We start from the raw sequence: 19976 nt of genomic DNA on the forward strand, positions 1-19976 counted from the left end.
TAGCCTTCATCCTGGAGTCATCCCCCGACCTCCTAAGGACATCAAATGGCGGTCGCTAGACGCGCTGGGGGGACTGAACCCTTTCAACACTGAGGAGCCGCATGGGCTGATCGACATCATGACAGCGGCGCCGCCGCGGTTGGGCCCCTGAACCGCCTTGACTTTCAACATCGCCCGCCCCTCGCTCTTCATGGCCGAGAAGCGATGCACGCGCTTTTCCCAGTGACCGAACTTCCGATCTCTTTCGGTGCGACTCCAATGACCGAGACTACGGTGGCTTTGGTTAGAATCCGATCCGATGGGCCGATTCTAGATAGAGCCCTGACGCTAAGAGAGAGACGGGTTAGGCAACATACAGGGGATAACATGGATTTCAGCGTTCCACGGAACCGGCCATTGGCCGAGCTTCTTTCTCAAGCCTGCAGTGAAGATCTGGACGTTCTGGCTGACTTGATCACCGACAACGGCAAGGGGCGGCTCGCGCTCAACTCTGGCATCAAGGCGCTCATCGTTAAGAGAAAGGCCGACGGGGCCCTTCAGTCGATTGCTGATGTCCTGGAAAAGGAGATCTGCGACTTCGGCGGCAACACCCTGATGAACACCTACCGGTCCTACGGGGTTGAATACTCGGAGCTAGTTAAAGACGTTGCTAAAAAGCTGGGTAGCAAGATCCCAGAGGGCGCCGACGTCTATGCTCTCGAAGAGTTGGCCCTTGCGGGAGCCATCGGGAAATACTCGCCCGACGATGTAACTCCAGAGGGCGCTCGCGAGACCACGCCGAACTCGGTCATCGACAAGGTGGTGCAACAGCTAGTCCAGAACGCAGGGAGGGCAACAGGCTTGGCCTCCGCTGGTGGAGTAGCAGGCTTTGCATCCGCTTTGGGCGCTCGTGCGGCATCGCTTGTCGCAGGCCCTGTCGCTGTTGGGGCCGCGGGATACTCGCTCTACGAAGCGACAGGCCCAGCATTCCGCATTACAGTGCCAGCTGTTCTCCAGATCGCCAAAATTCGTCGCAAGCGCATTGACGCCGATTTCCAACACTATTCCGAGAGGCTGAAAGCATGTCTGTGACCAATGCGGAGCTGGCGCGTGGTCTGCCCAAGCTCCAAGATATCCTTGCGCGTATCGCCTCTAAGGAGCTGAACGTTTTTGGTGGCGTGGTGCGATACGCCGCGGGAACTGGCAAGGGGGGCCAGATCGCCGCGCACCTTGTATTCCCGAGCGACCCGCAGCAGGCCCAGCAGAGCATTTCCCAGCTGCAGGCCGCCATGCAACAAAGCATGGGCAACCTTCAGGGCGGCATTGATGTCCTCCAACAGAGCATGGGCTCACTTCAGGCCCTGCAGATGGCAAACCTCGCCATGGCTGGCTTGAATCTGGCGGTCACAACCGCAGGCTTCGTCATTGTTTGTAGAAAGCTCAACAAGATCAGTGGCCAAATCGAGTCCCAGTCCGCTGGCATAGCCCAGACACTTCAGCTGGTGAGCGAGGCCCACGAGCGTAGCTTGCTGATGGATGAGGCGAGGTTCCGCGGCCTGGTCCTGGCTTGCCAACAGCACTTTGAGGAAGGCGACACGGAGCTCCTCAAGCACAAGATCCAAGATTTCCACGAGCAATACCAGTTCACCAAGCTGGTGTTGCAGCGCCACGCAGTTAAGGCAGCAAGCAACAACGAAGCTCGCTTGATTGATATCCAGGTTCTCCAAGACCGCCTAGTGAACCTTGGCCTGTTCCTCTCCCATATCCAGACCAAGGTGGGAGCCCGCGAGCGCGGGCAAGAAACCCTTCGGAACCTTGCGCAGGATCTGGAGGAACTCAACGGGAGCCGCGTGCAGGCCTTGACCTCGGATCGCCAGTTCGCTTTCAGCATCACCGAAGATCAGCTGAGCAAGGTGACTTCTTTCATCCAACAGGGGCAGCAAGCCATCCCTGCCCTTACCTACCAGGCCGACCTTCTCGCCCTCGAACACTTCGATGTCGACGCTGTGAACGAAGCGGCGACGACAGGAGAGATCGTGGTGATTGCGGCGTAGTCACCTGGATTGACTTTTATTTGATGCGTGCTATTAACTAAATGAGGCATGCTTTCTTACCTCCCCATGCCTCATTAAGCCCCCGCCCCCGGATGACTCGGGGGCTTTTTATTTTTTTCGCCTTGCGCTTTCCATACAATCCACTATCCCTGAAAGCATCCAACGATCTTTCTGGGAGGAAAGCATGCAGTCCCGATTTACCATCACCGCCATCCTGGCTTGCCTGGCCTTGGCCGGGTGTTCGACCGTTCAACCCAAACCCAAGCCCAGCACCCCTTGGATCTACCAAACCCCTAAGCCGCACGGCGCCATTTACCGGTTCTTCCATCCGAAAAGTGAAAGGATGTGGAAAGGGGTTTCCCCAGCGCTGCGGGAAAAGGTTGAAGCCGTCCAAGCTCAACTCGCAGCAGAGGGCTACGACGTCCGCCCGGTCGAGGGCTACCGTTCGCCAGAGCGGCAAGCTGCGCTACTCGCTTCAGCTTCTAATGTCACGACGGTTGGTGCCTACAGTAGTTGCCACAACTTCGGCCTCGCATTGGATGCCGCCGTTTTCGTCAATGGCGAGCCGAGCTGGAACCTGGACGATGCCTATGTAATGGCCGGCTATCAACGCTTTGGCGAGCTGGCGGAGATCGTGGGGCTGAACTGGGGCGGCCGGTGGACCAACCCGAAAGACTATCCCCACGTCGAACTGAAAGCCGAGTGCGGCCAGGCCAAGTGGGCCTACCGGCAGGGACGCAAGCCGGGCGCGTTTCCTCCAGTGACCGGGACACCCTCTTCTGAAGTGCTGGCCCGGGCGCTGGCTCCGGCCTGGTGTCCTGCTGGCATGGAAACGGAGTGTCTGGCGTGGGGCAATGAAAACCGGATGGCCTGGAACTGGACGCTCCCGCGTCGGGTTTGTTTTGCGACCTTTCCTAACACATTGAAAAAGATCGGATGATCGCCTTGCGGAAATGAAATCGCCTGCTATGGATGAAGTATCAATCCATACTCGGAGGGTTTTCATGGCTTCGCTTCGCATTTCGATTTTGACGGCTTTGATGGGGGCCGCGTTGTTTTCCTCACCATCGTTTGCTCAAACCGCCACGGGGACCGGGGCCACGGCTTCGGACCCCAACTCGACGGCGACCGGGGAATACGCCCAAGCCTTAGCCCCGAATGCCACTGCAACGGGGGCCTATGCCAATGCCTCCGGGAACGGGGCCGTCGCCACCGGTGTTCAAGCCAACGCCTCCGCAGACAACGCAGTGGCGTCGGGCACGAATGCCCAAGCGTCCGGCGCGAACTCCATTGCGATGGGCCAAGCCGCGAATGCCACGGCGGTGAACGCCGTTGCGGTAGGCACGCTGAGCTACGCCGGGGGCGAAGCGGCCATGGCCCTAGGAGCGCAATCCGCGGCTACCGGCGTCCATTCCTTGGCGGCTGGTGTCCAGTCACAAGCCAGCGGGGACCTCTCGTTGTCGCTGGGCTACTTCAGCCGGTCGCGAGGCAACTCGTCGTTGGCTCAGGGCACCTTGGCAGAAGCCAACGCGGATCATGCAGTCGCCATTGGCTCCTCCACGGTCGCCGACGCGCGCCAGTCTGTCGCACTGGGCGCCGGGGCAGAAGCACGAGCGCAAGATTGCGTCGCCCTGGGCTCCCATAGCCGATGCTGGGCCAGCGACGAAGTCAGCGTGGGATCCACTTCTGAGGACGGAGGCCAGAGCACCCGCCGAATCACCAACGTCCGCGCCGGCACCTCGGACACCGACGTCGCAAACCTTGGACAGGTCCGTCAGGCGGCCCAAGCGCTGGGCGGCGGTGCCACGTTCGTCAACGGCAACTTTGTCGCGCCCATCTTTCAGTTCCGTAGTGGAGCCACCTACAACACTGTCGAGGCCGCTATGGATGATCTTGATGGTCGCTTGACTGTCCAAGAGCAGAATCCAGGCGGTGGCTCGGGCACGCCAGGCCCGCGTGGCGCAGATGGGTTGAGCGCTTACGAGGTGGCGTTGGCCAACGGCTTCCAAGGCAATGAACAAATTTGGCTGGCAAGCCTGAAAGGGGAGCCAGGGGAACAAGGGCCTGCCGGCAACGATGGGGTGGATGGAACCGCCGGCAACGGCACGGGCTCGACTGTAAAGGCGGGCAAGAACATCGAAGTCACCGAGAGCGCGGATGGCACCCAAACCGTGGCGGTCAGCGACAACGTTCAACTGTCTGACGCGGGCTCGGTCCAGGTCGGCCAGACCACGGTCAACGCCCACGGCGTGACGGTTCAGGGCGGCGCTTCGGTGACCACTTCGGGCGTCAACGCGGGCAATCAGCGCGTGACCAGCGTGGCTCCGGGGCGCATCGAACGCGGGTCCACGGATGCTGTGAACGGTGGGCAGGTCTACGAAATGCAGCAGGTGTGGGATGACCGCTGGGTCGATACGGACCGCCGCCTGCGGCACCAGGATCGCCGCATCAACGGCTTGGGCGCGCAACTCGGCGCGATGAGCCAGATGGCCACCGCTGCGGCGCAGAACGGGGGCACGGCCGTTGGCCTGGTGAACCTGAACGTGGGCGTGGGATTCTCGGGAGGCAGTGCTGCAATGGCCGTGGGCTGGGGTGCTCGGGTGTCTGAAAAGGTCAGCGTCTCGGCGGGCCTGTCCTTCGGCTCTGGCAACAAGCCGGTAGCCGGGCTTGGGATCAGCATCAACCTGGGGCGTTAAACGATTGCGTGGTGGAAAACGGAGGTGATCGTATCTCGGCAAGGGCCCTTCGGGGCCTTTGTTCGTGGCGAGCCTTGACGAATCGGATCTTTCTTTTATGGGTATGTAGGTATACCCATCTTGGGAGGACCTTTGAACTGGAAACGCAATCAGAAATACCTGTCCCGCCCACGGCATCTCTACGGCTTGTTCTTTGACAACGGGTGCTGCTACGTGGGGCAGACCGTCGACTTAAACCAACGCGAGCAGCAGCACCGCAGCGCTCGTGGGGGCTGGCAGGGGCGCCGATTCTCGTTCGTGCCGCTGTCGAGCATGACGGGCACCCAGGCCAATGCGGAGGCTCACGAATACGCGTGGCGCTACAAGGCCTTTCAGCATGGCTGGCGAATCTATAGCAAGCCGCCGGGCCTCATCATCCGCAATCCGCGTCGCCGCACCACGGGGCACATGAAGTCATTGGCTGCGGGCTATACGTGGCCTGGTGCTGCGCCAACACCGGCTGGGGGTGGGAGCATGGGGAGCAGCGGGATTGGGTGGACGGTGTTCAAGTGGTGTTTCGTCTACCCCGGTGTCCTGCTGCTGGTGCTGCTGGCCTTTGGGATTGGTCGGTGAAGCGAGGGCTCAAATAGGAATCGCTCGTATCGCCTACAAACTGCCTAAAGAAATCTGTTGCGCGCCTACGGAACGTGTCCTAAATATGTTGCCCTCACAAACAACAGGGGCTTCAATGACACTGCAACACGGATGGCAGGCTTGCCGAAACTGCCACGCTTCCAACAGCGATTTGCGCGTTGAGGGGCCATGGCATCTACGCGCCAATCCAGGCTACTGGGGCACCAGCGAGCCCACGGTTCTTGTGCTGGGATTCTCCAAGGGCGCCACTCAGATTTCCGCCTCTCAGTCAGGCAACTTCGACGGGGTTGCCTTCGCCGGCATGCGCCCTCGCCTACGCCAGGTTCTGGATGCGCTGGGCATCGACCTGGGAACGGAGACAGTCGATCAAGCCCTCTCGGCGTCAAGCCGTTGGCTGGGTGCCGCGTCGCTGATTCGCTGCGGCCTCTCGCTGGACATCGACGGCAAGCTGACCACCAGCGGCACCATCATGCCCAAGGCGGCTTCGGCGACGTTCACCCGGCAGGTCATGCGCTCCTGTGTGGAGCAGCACTTGAGCCCGCTGCCTGCCAGCGTCGAAAAGGTGGTGATGCTGGGAACCACGGATGCCTACATCAAAGGGGTCAAGGCCCTGATGGCAGACCGGTTCTCCGACTACCGGAACATCAACGAGGTGGCATTCACTGCGCAGGGCCGGACCTGGGTCTTCGCTGCGCACCCGAGCCCCGCCAACGGTGAGTTCAAGCACTGGCTGGGCGGGGACATGGGATCCGCGTCAGGGCGAAAGCTGCAGCTGGCTCTTAAGGCCCTTGGCTCAGCCCCTGTGGTGCCATCTGCAATCGCACCGACCGTTGCCGTTACAAAGCCCCCACGCCCCACTGCATCAAGCACTCCAACCCAGGCCCCAGTCGCCAAGGACAGCATTCCGATGACCAGCACCACCAATGACCGCTTTGCCCAGACCTTCCACCTGGTCCGCGGAGATGGGAAGAAGGTCGTTCCTGTCATGATGAAGAACAAAGACACGGGACGCGTGGCTTTCCGCCTGGCAAAGCAAGGGAATACAAAGGATGGAACGGTTGAAGTCACTGACGAGGCAGACCTCCTTCGCAAGTGCGAAAGCGGCCTCTACCAAGTCAGGGCGCAACCTTTGGACAAGTCGTCACCTGCCAACTTTATCCGCCCGCTTCATAACCACCGAATCGTGAAGAACCGAGCTTGATACGGGAGCAGGGGCCCGGCGGAAGCCGACGCCCACCCGCCTTTCCTCTTTCAGACTGCGGCGGCGAGTAGCCGCCGGCTCTTGAAAAGAACGCGGCCAGAGGGCCGCGCCTGAAAAGCGTCTTGAGAGGGAAAAGCCATGGGCTGCGGCTTCCGCCGCAACCCTGCGTTACTCACCGATCCATGCCCTGGCGCACCCGCTCGCGCTGGACGGGCTGTGCGACCGGCAACACGGGCTTGGCCTTCTGTCCTCGTGCCAGCTCGAACACCTCCAGCAGTTGGCGGGCCTTGCGCTCGGATTCGCTCATCTTCGCCACGGCCAGCTTCGCTTGCTTCTGCTCCTGGTGCTCCTTCAGCAGGGCATCCAACTTGACCTCCGCGCCGCTGCGCTGCTGCCCCGGGCGGTTGGATGCCTTCTGCTCTACTTCCCCGACCTGCTTTTTCAGCAAGTCGTCCAACGTCACCTTGGCCCCGCTGCGCTGCGCGGCTTTGGTGTCCTTGACCAAGCCAGCGTCCAGCACGGTCTCCTTCAAGCGCTCCAACCCGAGCCGCTCGTTCAACCGCTCCACGTCATCGGACGTCGCATACATGCGGTAGGAACCCTTCGTGAGACGGGTAAAGGCCACCAGGGCGCTGTGGGCGTCGAGCATGCCCAGGTTCGCCAGGTGGTAGACCTCCCGCTTGCCCTGGCCTTGGCTCTTATGCACTGTCCCTGCGTAGGAATGCTGAAAACTCTTCATCTCAAAACTGTTGAACGTCAGCCGCCGCCCGTCGCCCTTGGTCTCCGAGCGAATGGACACGCTGATGTCGTAGCCGCCCGCCCTTGAGGGCTTGATGTTGTCCACCACGACCTGGGTGCCATTGATGACCCCCAGATCCTTGTTCTTCGCGGTGAAGACGATCTGATCGCCCTTGGACAACGCCAGGTCGAACTTGCGCCCCTTGTCCCGGGCCTCGATCACCACTTCGTCCTGGCCCAGCTCTCCCCGTTCTTTCAACCCAGCCCGGATGCCGGCGTTGAGCGCGGCCACGTCGGCTCGGGTATGGGCGATTACCAGCTTCTCGCTCATCGGCGCCGGGTCTTCGAAGTATTCGTGTAGCAGCCGCTCGCGAGCTTCCTTCTCCGTGGCCGTTTCGCGGATGGTGTCGAGCAACCGGGCCTTTATTTCGTTGCCCTTGTCGAGGGTCTGCGACCGTGAACGGCTGGCCTTCTTCAAGTCGATGACCTGGCCGTGCTCGTCGGTGGCGTAGAACGACAGAGCGGTGTCTCGGTCTCCCTGTTTGCCCTGGCGTCGGATCTCCGTGAGTTTGGCGTCGCCCACCGCTTGCTTGGTCAACTGAAAGCCGGAACCAGCCCCGATGGGCTGAAGCTGCTCCACGTCCCCCTGCATGATGACCTTCGCCCCCGCCTTGGCGGCGTAGCTGAAAAGCTTGTGGGTGTTGCGCGCATCGACCATGCCTGCCTCATCCACCACGATGACGTCCGTCTTGCGGAACTGCATCTTTCCTTTGTCCAGGTCATGGAGCATCTGCGCCATGCTCACGCTGGACATGCCGCTTTCCGCCTCCAGCTTCTCGGCCGCGGCGTTGGAAACGCAGACGCCCAGCAGCTCAAATCCTTGGCTTTCGTAAGCTGCCCGAAAACACTCACTGATCGTCGTTTTACCGGTTCCGGCGAGCCCGGAAAGGTTGACCACGCCCCCGCTGCCCTGGGTGATGTGGTCCAGCGCGTGGCGCTGCTCCTTTGAGAGCTGAAAGCCCTTGGCCTTCTCGTAGTCTTCCACCACCCGGTCCACGTCGGCCTGGGGCACGTGGTGATGGGTTTCCTTGGCTCGCTCAATCGCGAAGGCCACCACCTCCTGCTCGATCTGGAGCATCCACGTGGCGCAGTAGCGCTCCTGGGTATGCCGCCTTGCCAGCGAATCGCCCTTGTCGTCGTCGTGCAGGCGCGTGGGGTTGACCAGCACCAGGCCGTGCTCCTTCTTAAACGCTTCAACCAAGCTGTAGAGCTCTGCCACGGTGACGCTGCCGGCGTATTCTTGGCCCAGGACCTCCAAGAGGTTGTGGTCGCAGAAAATGGCGTCCGTCTCGTGGAGCCGCTCCAGCAGTTCTGCCGGGGATTTTTGCTGCATTTCGTGCGCGTTGCCCTTGGCCTGCTTCAGGCTTTCCGTGGATACGTCGAAGCCTTTCAGCGTGTCCTGCCAGTGTGCGATGAGCTCCTGGTAAGGCGGCTCGTCCTTGTCTTTGCGCGTGGCCAACGTGGCCTGCTGATTAGACACGTTGTGCTTGGCCGCGTAGGCCAGGATTTCCTTGCGGCGGTTGCCGTAGCGATCCGTCACCTCCTCGTCCAGGCCCGCGATCCGCGCGTAGACGCGCCCGGTTTCCTGGCCGTCGTCGTCCAGTTCACGGATGCGGTCTACCCCATAGCCCAGCGCTTTCATGCCTTGATAGAGCTCGGTCTTGTAGACCTCATCCATCGCTTTGCGGTAGCGGTAGATTTCTTCAGCAGAGAGGCTGGCCTCTTCGCCGTCGTTGCCCAAGGAAAGGTTGTAGAGCAGGTTGTGGGTGTGGAGGTTCGGGCCCATCTCGCCGGTCGCCTCATTGGCTCGGGAGGCGTAGTGGTGATGGCTGCTCCAGATCAACCCATCCACCCCAATGACATCTTTCCCGGCCCTGTTGCGCCGGGTTTCGGACATGGCTTCAAAGGCTTCCATCGCCCGCTGGACCGCGTTGCGGTGCGCGGCATGGATGGCTTCTTGTTCTGCCGGATCGGACGCCAGTGCAAACGCCACGCTGATATCCAGCGGCGCGCTGATTGTCAGGTCAAAACCGATGCGATGCCCGCCGGCAAGATACGTGACCACCTTGCCGTCTTTGTCGCGCAACGGGGCCTTGCCGGTCTTATCAAAGCGGACTTTGACTTGGCCGCGATCCCCGGCTCCGTGGCATAGCGCTCGCCCGGTCTTGGGGTCAAATCCATCCGTCAGCGGAATCATCAGCTCTTCCGTGGCGCGGACGCCTGCCAGACCCAGGTGCTGGGCCAAGCCGCCGTAGAACTTCGATTGCGCCTCTTTGCTCGGCGCGGAGCGGCTGTAGTAGCCAACGGCCATGCTTGCCTGCTCGGCTTCTTCAGAGAGCTTTTCCTGGGCCAAGAGGTAGTAAATCGACGCGGAACCACCCTTGGTCCCCCCGGCGTTTCGCTTCAGCAGTGTGGCGTTGATCATGAGTCCTCCAGGTCCTGGTTATCCCTCCAGATCTACCAAAACCCAGCGACTCCACAACCCCACTACTTGCGGAAGATGGCTTCCAGCTCGTCGTCAGAAACGGCGCGAAGTTTCGGCGGAGTGGCACCCCGCTTCTCCAGCTCTGCGGCGGCTTGGTCTGCGGTCATCTTCAAGACCCGCTGGACCTCGGCTGCGCTCTGCGCGTCGCTCGGTGGCATGGGCTTTTGCTCCACCGGGCGAGCGCCCTGCTTCGTCCACCGTGCCCGCTTCTGCCCCTCCCGAACCTTCGGATAACTGACCCCCGGCCAGTCCAACAAGAGCGGATCCCCGGTCGTCTGGACGATGGCTCGGATGCCCCAGCGCTCGGGGCCGTATGCCTTCCCTTTGCGGAAGCCCAGATCGTCCGTGAGGCGCCCTGGCGGAACAACGGCTTTCGACTCCTCGTGGACGGTTGCTTTTTCGTCGTGGGTCCGCCAAGCCACGGTGCGCTTGCCCAGGTTCCGGGAGACTTTTTCCCGGGTCTCGCCAACTTGGAGCTGGCAAATAATGTGTGTGCCAACCAACCCTGAAAAGGCTTGCGCGGTCTTGTCCCCATAGATCCTCTCGACCTGTGACCAATCCTGCACGGCCATGCAGGCCACCACGCCTTTTGAGCGTCCCAAGGCAAGCAACGGCTCGATGTTGAGCTTGCCGGTGGAGGTAAGCTCATCGAAGAAGAACCCCAGGAATCGCCCGGTTTCGTCATCTGGCAGCGAGGGGCCGATGATTTCCGGCACCGCGCAGTTGATCATGGCGGAGATGTAGGCCTTGGTTAGCACCTCATCAGGACCTGATTGAACAATGACCTGCTTGCATCCCGTGTAGTCGTCCTTGATCCAGTCCAGCATGGAGAACATCTGCCCGGGCGTGCGCTCGGGCCATGCCAAGGCTAGGCGCTCAATAACCGCGGTGCCGTTGGCGAGCACGGCGATGCAGCTGCTGGTGGTGTTCGAATCGGGATTGGAAATGAGAGCGGCGGCTCGGGGGTAGTAGAGCGACAGTGCTTTAGCCATCAGTTCAGCGGGGCGGGCAACCAACGCGGCCAACTCTGCCCACCCCCAGTTCTTGCCCTTCGTGGCCTGGAGTTCGCGCACGCACCCTTCCAGCAAGGCTTGCGCCGCAGACGCCCAGAATGCGCCGCTGCCCTCCTCCGGGGGGATGATGGATTGGGAGAACGCGGCAGCCTGGGTTTGCGTCGCCACGTCACGGCCCACGTCCCAGATCCAGCTTCGCTTGTCGAACGGACAGACAATCGCTGGCCGTTCAAAGATCGAAGTGAAGTCGCCCTTGATGTCGTAGATGAATGCCTTTTTGTCGAGCCGAACAACCTGTTCCAGCAGGTGCTTCAAGATGACTGATTTTCCCGAGCCCACGCTTCCGTAGATGAAGAGGTGACGGGCCAGCAGCTTTTTGCTGACGGTCCAGTCGGGATGCAGCGACAAGGCATGCAGCTCGTCTTCCTGCTCTTTCTTCGTGAGCGAACGGCGACGGGCCTCAGTCAAGGCATCTTTCCCCTGTAGCAGTTGAGCGCCGGACACATGCCAAGTATTTGATCGCGGGATGAGCCCCCGCCGCGTCACCCAAGCCGACGCCCACCCGGCCAAGCAAGCGGCGACGCCGACCCGTGCCAACGTGCCAAACGTGGCCTGCTCCTTGGCCACCTCCCAGAATGCGGCGGCAGGCTCTCGGAATGAGATCGTGCCGGTGGCAAGGTTGCCCAGCGCTGCCAGGCTGCCAGTGAGGGCCTGGTTGAAGTTCATGAGCGTGTGACTGCTGGGCACCTGCCAGCCCAACCAAAGCGCTGCTGGGAAGACCAGACCAGCCACACACGCCCCAGACAGCAGGGCCTGGGGCCAATAGCGGACGGCCCGACTTGGTTCGATGCTCGACGGGACCGTCCAGCTCCAGCAGTCATAAATCGTGGACTTGCTCACGTGCCTTCTCCCGGTGAGCGTCGCCCGGCTTGCGGCCGGCGTTGTCGAGCCGCCCAGGGTCCGCGCCTGCAGCCATGAGCTCCAGGCAGCACTGCGCGCGTTTGTGCTGGGCCGCCACATGTAGGGGAGTTTCCCCGCGGGGGTTCCCCAAGGCGGGGTCCGCGCCGGCCTCAATCAACCGACGAACGATGCCGGGGTGGCCGTGGCGCGCGGCGAGGTGTAGCGGCGTCTCGCCGTTGGCGTCGGGCACATTGGGCTCGGCCTGCATGCGCAAACAGGCCTCCACCCCCTTCAGGTTCCCGATCGTGGCGTTCTCGCAAAGCCACGTCTGCCAAGGGGCTCCGTATAGCCCCAAGTGCGGGGCATGCGCATGGGCTGCTGCCAGCACCTGGCTACCATGCATCGTGGTCAGCGCTCCTCCATAGGTTGCCTTGACGTGGTCCGCCGCCAACCGGGCTTGGGCATCGGGGACCTCAAACCGCCGGAGCAGTTGGGCGATGTCCAGAGGCGGCTGAGACGGCACCGGCAGTTCAGGCAGGGCTCGGAGGGCCTGGAGCTGCTTCGCTGCGGAACGGTTCGACTGAACCTGGTCGATGGATTCCCGCAGTTCTCTCAACAGCCCATCCCGCTGCTCGGCCGGGAGCAAGGCGTAAGCGGAGGCTAGGGGCTTGTGGCCCAGCACGCCTGCATGGATGGCTGCGTCGAGCGGGTGAGTGGACAGGTCCGGATCGACCTGAAGCAACGCGGCGTGGCCGCCCTGCCCCAGCTCCAGGGAAATGCGGTTGGAGAAACGGCTGGGGGTCATCACCCAGTCAAAACCCGCGTCGGTCTGGGTGTCCAACCCGAAAACCTGGGCCTCTCGGCAAAACCGCGTGGCCAGGTCCAACACTTCCCGCGCATCGGCGGCAGCGGCGGCCTCGTGATGCTTCCCGTAGAACTGGGCCAGCGTCAGGGGGTGGAGAATGGGATGAAGCAACGGCTCGTGGGGAGGATTCAAGAAATCGCCCCCACCGGGGTTGCCTACTGGGTTGTCGTGTTGGGGTTCCATCCCCTTTGCATACCGTCTTTTTCGGTTTTGGCAATCAGCAAGCGATCTTGATGATGAAAGCCGCGCCAATCAAAACCCCGGTTTGCAGGAAAAGCGAAACGGTGTGCAGATCCATCTGCTCCAAATCCTCCTTCAACCACGTCATCATGCCAGCAACCCCGCCACGTTGGCGGCCACGTAGCTCACCACCGAAAACGCGCCCAAAGTGATCAACAGGTTCCCCACATTGTCCACGGCATACTCGTAAGCATCGGCAAAAATATACATAGGGACCTCCCCCGGTTGTGTTTAACTGATTACAGTCAACCACATCTCACAAAACTGGCAACCCTGAAAATCTCGATTGATCGACACTTTTGATGTTTAGTCAAAACCTTTCTTCTCTTTTCCAACCCCACCCCGCCGCTTTTGACGTTTGCTTTTATGGGTAGATCGATCCACTCACAAACAAGGGAACGCGCCCAACAAAAAGGGCCCCGAAGGGCCCTGGATGCGGCGCGGGGAATGGACCGTCATTGACGGTAGATGTTCTTCTGGACTTGGGCCTCGTGCTTGTCCCAGTCGAAGTTCGCCTCATAGCGCTTCATGAAGTCTGCTTCCTTCTTCGCGCTGGCGGCGTAGTGCGCGTAGCCCAACTTACCAGGCCCCATGGTTTGCTGCCGCTGGGCCGCAGTCAGCATGGGGATGTTTTCCCCCAAGGGTTGCCCCCCGTCCTTCTGCTGGCGCTTCTGTCGCCATTCGTCCACGGTGCTGAACACCACTTGGGCGTGCTTGTCTTTGGGCGCGTCTTCAGCGCGCTGCTGCACCTGTGCGCGCAAGCGCTCTCGCGCGTCGGTGATCTCGTCGGGCTTGGCTTGCTTGGCCCAGTCCAACACGGCTTGTTGCTTCTCCTGGATATCGGCCTGGTCCTTCGCCAGCGACTGGTCGAAGGCTGCTTTCTTCTGCGGTTGGTGGTCGTTTGGACGCTCTCCGGCCAGCTTGGCTCGCCGTTTATCGCGAGCGCCCAGCAGGTCGTTCAAGGCATCGAGGTGGGCATTGCTCATAAAGTCCTCCTTCAAGGAAATGGGTGGTTAGGTCAGCATTGATCGATTTTGGAAAAGGGCAAGGGTTGCCTTGCCCTTTTTGGGCTCAGTCGTTGGGCATCATCTCGGCCAAGTCCGTGCGGCTCACGCCTGCCCGGCAGAGCGAGACAATCGCATTGCCGCGTGCAGCGGTCAGGGCCGGGTATTCCTCTTCCAGGAAGAGCGGCAGGACCTCCCGCTTGCCCCCTGTGGGCATGTCGATGTCCCGTGCCAGCTCCTCTTGGCCCACCGTGTCTTCAGCCCCGACGCGCCATTTGCGCCCCGTCGCCGGATCCACGCGAAGCGCGCTCAAGCGGCCTGCGCCCTGCATCAGCATTTGCTCGTAGGCCGCTGCGTAGGGGTGGTTCGGGTCGTTGAGAACGCTGTGGCGGAAGTTGGTCAAGCCACCCGAGAAATCGATGCCACGCGTCGGCTCCTTGAAGGTGGTCAACTGAGCCTTGCCCAGCCGCTTCATCAAGTAGTTGCGTGTGACAAACGAGTGGTTGAGCGCGATGACCGATTGCATGGTGTTGGCCAGCAAATCGGCTTCGTTCTCCGACCCGTAGGTGTTGATAAGGCTGTCGTGGCCCTGCACCGCGATCACCGGCATCAACCCCAGGCTTCGGGAGGTGCTGAAGAGCAGCACGTCGTCCGAAGTCAGCAGCAAATGCGCCTCGTCCATCATCAGCAGCACGTCGGTTTGGCCCGGCAGCATTTCGCGCCACTTGTCGCCGTGCGCCCCGCGTGCCCGAATGCCGTTCATGACACGCTGCTTGAGCAACCGCTGCATCATGTCGCCCGCTTCGCCGAACTGCGTGGGGGGCAGGAACAAGCCCACGAACTTTCCGTAAAGCGCTTGGGAGACGTCCACTTCCCCACGTTCAACGGAATGCCACGGGATGTCATCCGCCGTCCGGAGCTTTTCACCCCGAAGCAGTTTTTCGATGAGCCCCCGCGAGTTCAACGTGAAGGACTGGCGCTGCTCCTTATGCATTGCGGGAACGCCCAACAATGCCCATTCCAGCGAGCTTTGCAGCTGGGACATGGGACGCAGCAAGTCGGGATGGACGGTCTCGGACCGGGTGGCCAAGCGGTTGTGGTAGTCCCGGGAGTAGGCGGCATAGGCCTCCCGCTCTTCGTCCGTGCTAGACGTATCCGGGCGCTCCAACCCCAACCAGTTCACCAACTCCAGCACACGAGCGCTGGCGATCTCCCCGCCACGCGGCGTCGGCACCACCTGCTCAACCATCGCCAACAGCTTGGCATGGTGGAATGGGGTGTAGAACCAGTTCCGGGAAGCCTCCGCCACAATCGCGTAAGTGCCCATTTGCTCTTCCACGCGAGCCAGCACCGCTTCCAGGTCTTCCAACCCCAAGCCACGCTTCTCCAGCTCCTCCCGCTCCAGCAGCATCATCAACCGGGCGTGCTCCAACCCTTCCAGCTTGGCGATGCAGAAGTCTCGGTAGGCCTGCTCGTGCTCGCATGCGGCCTTCAGGATGATGCCGGTGTGGAAGAGGAAAGCGTCGCCGCCATCGCTCCAGAGCTTGGACTTCTCATCAACCTTGCCGCCGGTCGCGCCGCGAAGGGCCTTGGTGATTTGATCCGGCTCCAGGCCCTCGTAGGGGGCCACCGACATGCCTGCGCGCACGACGATATCAAACGCGTCCTTACCCAGATCGGAGATGATCGCGCCGTCCTTCGCGTCGAGGATGAGTGCTCCACCCCCGCTGCGCTTCGCATCAAGAACGGTCTCGCCCGCGGCGCTCCCCTTCAGTTCATTCCGCAGTCCTACGGCCAATGCGGACTCGCGATAGCGACGGGCCAACGGCCGCAGCACGCTGAAGGACTTGCCCGAACCGATACGCCCGTAGACGATCAGGCCTTGGGTCAGGTCGCGCCAGGACAGCATCATCACCGTGCCCTTGTCCGGCGCAAAGCCATGGCCGCGGTCGTTCAGGTGACCAGACGCTCGACCCACCTTCAAAAGCGGGGTCTTGTCGCGCAACGCTTCGGCAGCCTGCTGCTCGCGGGCCTTCACGTGGGACTTGGACAGGGCCCCCTGGGTCGCCAGGTTGTTGTCCAAGTTCTGCAGATAGAGGCGAGCGGCCGTTTGAACGAAGTTGCCTTCCGTGAACTGCAGGGCATACATGGCCGCGATCACAAACGCCACGGCCACGCCCATTCCGTCCGGGAGAAGGGAGCCAATCCCCACCAGGGCCAAGATCACCACCATCCACTTCATCATCTGAATGAAGCGCTCGGCGGTTCCGCCCAGCACGCCCCGGTGGGGATGCGAGGCCGCACTCAGGAAGGCCGCGAACAACAGCAGGCCAGGAATGGTCAAGATCAGAAGAACGATGCCCGCCATTTTGGCAAAGCCCGCAGCGACCGCCATCATCCCCGCTCCCGTGTTCATCGGGTCAACCGCTGCTTGCCCCATGCTGGCCGCGTCCACTTGGAGCGCGGACGACAACGCCGCCGAAGCGGTTGCAATCAGCACGGGCAGCACCATCAGGGCCAGGCCCTTGAAGGCTTCCTTCATCCCTTCCGCTTGCTTCAACGCAACAAAGTAAGGAATCGCGGCCAGCAGCACCACGTAACTAAAAGCGCCAATGAGCGAGCCCAAGAAGTATTGAACCGCACCGATCAGCGGGAAGGCCAGATACATCAGCGAGGTTGCAGTGCTGTCGCCGCCCAGCGCCATGTCGTCCCCCAGCACGAAGCCTTCGGCACGACGTCCTTCTTTGGTGATGATCATGCGGGCCTGGGTGTTGCGCAGATCCTCCGGAACCTTCGGCCACCACGGATGGAACTGGTCGAGATCCAGTTCTTCGGGCACAACCAGTGCCATCTCTTTCTCGTCGAAAACAGCGCCCGCTTCGACCGCCATGTCTACGTCCTCCGGGGGAACGTCCAGCACGCGGCTCTTCACGCGGTCGCTCACGTCAAAGCGCCCGACCAAGTTTTCGTAGCGGTCATTGCCGTCCAGAATGATTTGCTCCAGCGTGCTCGACGCTTGATCGTCCTTCTTGAACAGCTTGCGGCCAATACCGACCGTCCAATCCATCAGCGATAGCAACATGCTCAGTGCCTCCCGTTGTTGTTGTTGTTGGTTTGAGATAGCACCTGACACGCCACGATTTCCTGAGGCGTGATGGTGCCGCTCGTCCATTTCTTTTTGCACTCGTTCAACGACAACGAGGGCGCGAGTTGGATCGCCGCCGGCGAAGGGCGTGTTCCTTTCACTTTGTTGACGACCAATGCCCCAAAGCAAAAGGCCACGCACGCGGCGGAGGTGACAAGAAAGCCGGCTTTGGACACATGTTTTTCGCTGGCGTGCCGAACCTGGCTGGCGCGCAGGGCGTCCATCCTCCAGGCATCAAAGTCCTCATCGTTTGCCACCGGCATCTTCCGGTCCCCCCGCAGGTAGTAATACGAGGTCAGGACGTTTTCCCTGCAATCGGAGAGCCCAAAGCTTTCTGGGTTACCAATGAAGAAGCGCCCATGCAGGTTGAGCCACTTCGATCCGAAGTGGAGCCTTCCGGGCTTTCGATACTGCGTAAACAACCACCCAAACATTTTTCCTCCCATCTTTCATGGATACACATTCTTTCTAGCAAGGCTTTCGATAAGCGCAAGCACTTCACCTGATCTTTTCTGCCCACGCATCGATATCGCTGTTGGCTTGGTCCTGCCAATCGTTTTTCGGCTCGGGTTTAGCAACAGGCTTGGGGGCCGGCTTGGGCTTTGCAGCCGGTTTCGAAACGGGCATCGGCTTTGACGCCGGGGCAGTTGCCGGGGTCTGGGCCTTAGGTGGCTCTGCCAGCACCGGGGCTTCCACAACCGGGGCAGTCACGGGCTTGGGCTCCTCGACCTGGGGCGGCGCGGATACAACCGGAGCAACTGGCACGGCGACGGGGGCCGGGGCAGTCACTGCTGCAGCCGGTTTGTCTTGGAGCGGAACGGTTTCGCTGGAGCGGTGAGTGATCCACCACGCCAACGCCCCACCCAGCACAAAGACGGCCACGCCCGACCCAGCCAGAAGTTGCCAACCCTTCTTGTTGCTGTCCTTCGCAGCCGCCTCACCGGACAGCTTGGCGGGCCTGGCCTTGGGGGCTTCCGGTTTCACCGGGGCCCGGGTCGCCGTCGCCTTGGGGGCCGCTACCGGGGCTTGAGCCGGCTTGCTCGGAGCAGAGGCCGGAACAGACGGGACCACCAGCTCGACAGGTGCTGGAGCGGCAGGCGTTGCGTCCACGGCTTCACTGACGGCAGGCGCAGGAGCGCTGACCGGCTCTTTGATGACAGGCGCGGGGCCTGCTTCTGGTTCTGCTGTCGGCTCGGGAACCACCTCCTCAACAACCGGCTCGGGCGCTTCGGGAGCGGAATCGGTTTGAACGGGCTCGGGCTCAACCACCCGCGGCTCGGGCTGGGCAGTCGCTTCTTGCTCGACCAACGCTTGGGCGCGCTCGGCCTCCAAGCGCGCGTTCTCGGCGGCTTCGGCTTCCCTGCGTGCCTTCGCCTCTTCCGCACGACGGGCCAACGCTTCTTGCGCCTCTCGCCCCTTCTCAGCGGCGACCGAGGCCGCTTGCTTGGTTTTGTCTGCCAAGGCTTTGCCAAAACTTGCAGCCAGCCGGCCTGCGGTTTTCAAGTTTTCTTTTGTCGCATCGCTGACGAGCTTCTCCGCGTCCGCGGGCGCGGTGGTCTTGGCTTGTGCTGCTTTGGCGAGCAGCTCGCGCTGCTTGCGTTGTTTGATGAGTTCTTCGGGTGTCATGATTCCTCCCAGGCGCTTGAAAAAGATTTGAGCCAGGGGGCTTTCGCCCCCCAGCTCTCGGTTGGCTTAGCGAACGTCGGGGATCGGCGAAACCGTGATGGCGTAATCGCCCCGGCCGCACTGGTCATCGACTGTGACGTTCTGAAGCGCGCCGCGCTTTGCCAGCTCAACGACCGGCACCTGGCACACGGCGGTGTCCGCACCGCTGAAGCTGACCGTCAGCTTTTCCTTGCTCGCCTTCAGGAGCGCGGCCAGCTTGTCCAGCGTGGCAGCGGTCTTGGCACTCACCGGCTGCATGTCAGCGGCCGGGTAACGAATGACCAGCTTGTCCAGGGCCTCGGCCTGGCCGTCCTTGGCTTCAACGGTCTTGGTATGCACCTGAGCATCCAGCCCCGCAGCCTTGGCAGCGTCTGCCACTTCCTGGGCTTCCTGGACCTGCGCGCGATACGACGCAACCCCGCCAACGACTGCGCCTGCAGCGCACGCCGTCAGGGCCTTGTCTTTCTTGCCGGTCAGCAGAGCGATGCCTGCACCGGCAGCGCAGCCAATCCCGCCGGCCTTGAACAGGCGCAGCTTGTTGGTCTTTTGGGGTTCGGGCTGGGTGCTGTCCTGGGCAAACGAAAGCCCCGGAGCCAGCAACGCGGCGATGGTGAGAGTGAGGATGAAACGCTTCATGGGTATGCCTCCTTATGAGGTAGTTGGGAAAGGGGTTAGTAGGGCTTGGGAGGCAGGAACGCCGGATTGGCTACCGGCCCACGGCTTGCTGCTTTGGTGGCCGGTTGCTTGGTGGGTGCGAGCGCGACGGGTTCTTGTTGCGCCAAGAACTGGGAAAACGCTTGAAGGGTTTTCACCACCAGTTCTTCATTGGCTTGGAGTGCAGCGCTCTGCTCGGCTCGCAGGTCCGCCATCAGGCTTTCTAGGACCATGGCATTCCGGGTTTCGGATTCGCGCACCGTGGCCCGGATGTCGTCCAGGGCGTCGCGGGTCTCCAACCCCTGCACCACGCCCCGGTTCTTTTCCAAGACCGCCAGGCGCAAATACTTATTGAGCGAAACCCCCTGCTCTTTCGCGCAATACCGCGCGCTCTCCAGCTCGTCGCTGGCAATGTTGAAAGACTTGGTTGGAAGCGACGGACGACCCACTTAACCCCCTGCAATGAAAATCCATACCCATGGATTAGCAAAGGATTTAAGAAGCGCAAGTGGGCTGAGCCGTTTTTCTTCTGTTTTGCTGGGATGCAGGCCATTTTTCAGCCGAACGGTTGGCCAAGTTGTTAGCCAAGACTGAAAACAAGGCGCAGCAAGGCTTGGGCGGGTGGAAACGCGCAGCGTTTCTAG

16 protein-coding genes are annotated in these 19976 nt (G+C 61.6%); 6 read left to right on the plus strand and 10 right to left on the minus strand.

Annotated features, from left to right (window positions below; translation table 11 throughout):
* Nucleotides 1–366 precede the first annotated feature (366 nt).
* From AC5P5R_RS00615 to AC5P5R_RS00640, 6 genes are all read left to right on the plus strand, one after another.
* The gene (locus AC5P5R_RS00615; RefSeq protein ID WP_141097974.1) at nt 367–1071 is read left to right on the plus strand and encodes a YaaW family protein; all 705 of its coding nucleotides are present in this window, start codon (nt 367–369) and stop codon (nt 1069–1071) included.
* On the plus strand, nt 1062–2033 hold the full coding sequence (locus AC5P5R_RS00620) for a hypothetical protein (protein WP_033834493.1): 972 nt from the start codon (nt 1062–1064) through the stop codon (nt 2031–2033). The genes AC5P5R_RS00615 and AC5P5R_RS00620 overlap by 10 nt, the downstream gene beginning before the upstream one ends.
* A gap of 184 nt (nt 2034–2217) precedes the next feature.
* A complete protein-coding gene (locus AC5P5R_RS00625) occupies nt 2218–2973 on the plus strand; it encodes a M15 family metallopeptidase (protein ID WP_050483500.1) in 756 nt (251 codons plus the stop codon).
* 64 nt (nt 2974–3037) lie between these two features.
* A complete protein-coding gene (locus tag AC5P5R_RS00630; protein ID WP_313225442.1) occupies nt 3038–4729 on the plus strand; it encodes a YadA-like family protein in 1692 nt (563 codons plus the stop codon).
* 132 nt (nt 4730–4861) lie between these two features.
* Nucleotides 4862–5341 carry a GIY-YIG nuclease family protein gene (locus AC5P5R_RS00635; RefSeq protein ID WP_141097975.1) on the plus strand — a complete coding sequence of 160 codons (480 nt, stop codon included), beginning with the start codon at nt 4862–4864 and terminating at the stop codon, nt 5339–5341.
* A gap of 115 nt (nt 5342–5456) precedes the next feature.
* Nucleotides 5457–6563: a hypothetical protein gene (locus AC5P5R_RS00640; protein ID WP_141097976.1), complete on the plus strand. Its 1107-nt coding sequence runs from the start codon at nt 5457–5459 to the stop codon at nt 6561–6563.
* A gap of 172 nt (nt 6564–6735) precedes the next feature.
* Here the strand turns inward: AC5P5R_RS00640 and mobF are convergent, their stop codons facing one another.
* The 10 genes from mobF to AC5P5R_RS00690 form a co-directional block, all read right to left on the minus strand.
* Nucleotides 6736–9786: a MobF family relaxase gene (gene mobF, locus AC5P5R_RS00645; RefSeq protein ID WP_088429283.1), complete on the minus strand. Its 3051-nt coding sequence runs from the start codon at nt 9784–9786 to the stop codon at nt 6736–6738.
* Between the two features lie 62 nt (nt 9787–9848).
* On the minus strand, nt 9849–11585 hold the full coding sequence (locus AC5P5R_RS00650; RefSeq protein ID WP_229295684.1) for a type IV secretion system DNA-binding domain-containing protein: 1737 nt from the start codon (nt 11583–11585) through the stop codon (nt 9849–9851).
* A 151-nt stretch (nt 11586–11736) separates the two neighbouring features.
* The gene (locus AC5P5R_RS00655; protein ID WP_080264265.1) at nt 11737–12807 is read right to left on the minus strand and encodes an ankyrin repeat domain-containing protein; all 1071 of its coding nucleotides are present in this window, start codon (nt 12805–12807) and stop codon (nt 11737–11739) included.
* Nucleotides 12808–12951: 144 nt separating this feature from the next.
* A complete protein-coding gene (locus tag AC5P5R_RS00660) occupies nt 12952–13074 on the minus strand; it encodes a hypothetical protein (RefSeq protein WP_254918208.1) in 123 nt (40 codons plus the stop codon).
* A 245-nt stretch (nt 13075–13319) separates the two neighbouring features.
* On the minus strand, nt 13320–13850 hold the full coding sequence (locus AC5P5R_RS00665) for a hypothetical protein (protein WP_033834492.1): 531 nt from the start codon (nt 13848–13850) through the stop codon (nt 13320–13322).
* Nucleotides 13851–13935: 85 nt separating this feature from the next.
* Complete coding sequence (locus AC5P5R_RS00670; RefSeq protein WP_033834491.1) at nt 13936–16950, minus strand: TraM recognition domain-containing protein; 3015 nt, start codon at nt 16948–16950, stop codon at nt 13936–13938.
* 2 nt (nt 16951–16952) lie between these two features.
* Complete coding sequence (locus tag AC5P5R_RS00675; protein WP_064237933.1) at nt 16953–17447, minus strand: hypothetical protein; 495 nt, start codon at nt 17445–17447, stop codon at nt 16953–16955.
* A gap of 64 nt (nt 17448–17511) precedes the next feature.
* Nucleotides 17512–18639: a hypothetical protein gene (locus tag AC5P5R_RS00680; protein WP_049427029.1), complete on the minus strand. Its 1128-nt coding sequence runs from the start codon at nt 18637–18639 to the stop codon at nt 17512–17514.
* 66 nt (nt 18640–18705) lie between these two features.
* On the minus strand, nt 18706–19314 hold the full coding sequence (locus tag AC5P5R_RS00685; RefSeq protein ID WP_049427027.1) for a hypothetical protein: 609 nt from the start codon (nt 19312–19314) through the stop codon (nt 18706–18708).
* A 35-nt stretch (nt 19315–19349) separates the two neighbouring features.
* Complete coding sequence (locus tag AC5P5R_RS00690; protein ID WP_053451579.1) at nt 19350–19781, minus strand: hypothetical protein; 432 nt, start codon at nt 19779–19781, stop codon at nt 19350–19352.
* Nucleotides 19782–19976: the final 195 nt, after the last annotated feature.

It is taken from the genome of Stenotrophomonas sp. YJH_SMC_19 (assembly GCF_059367915.1).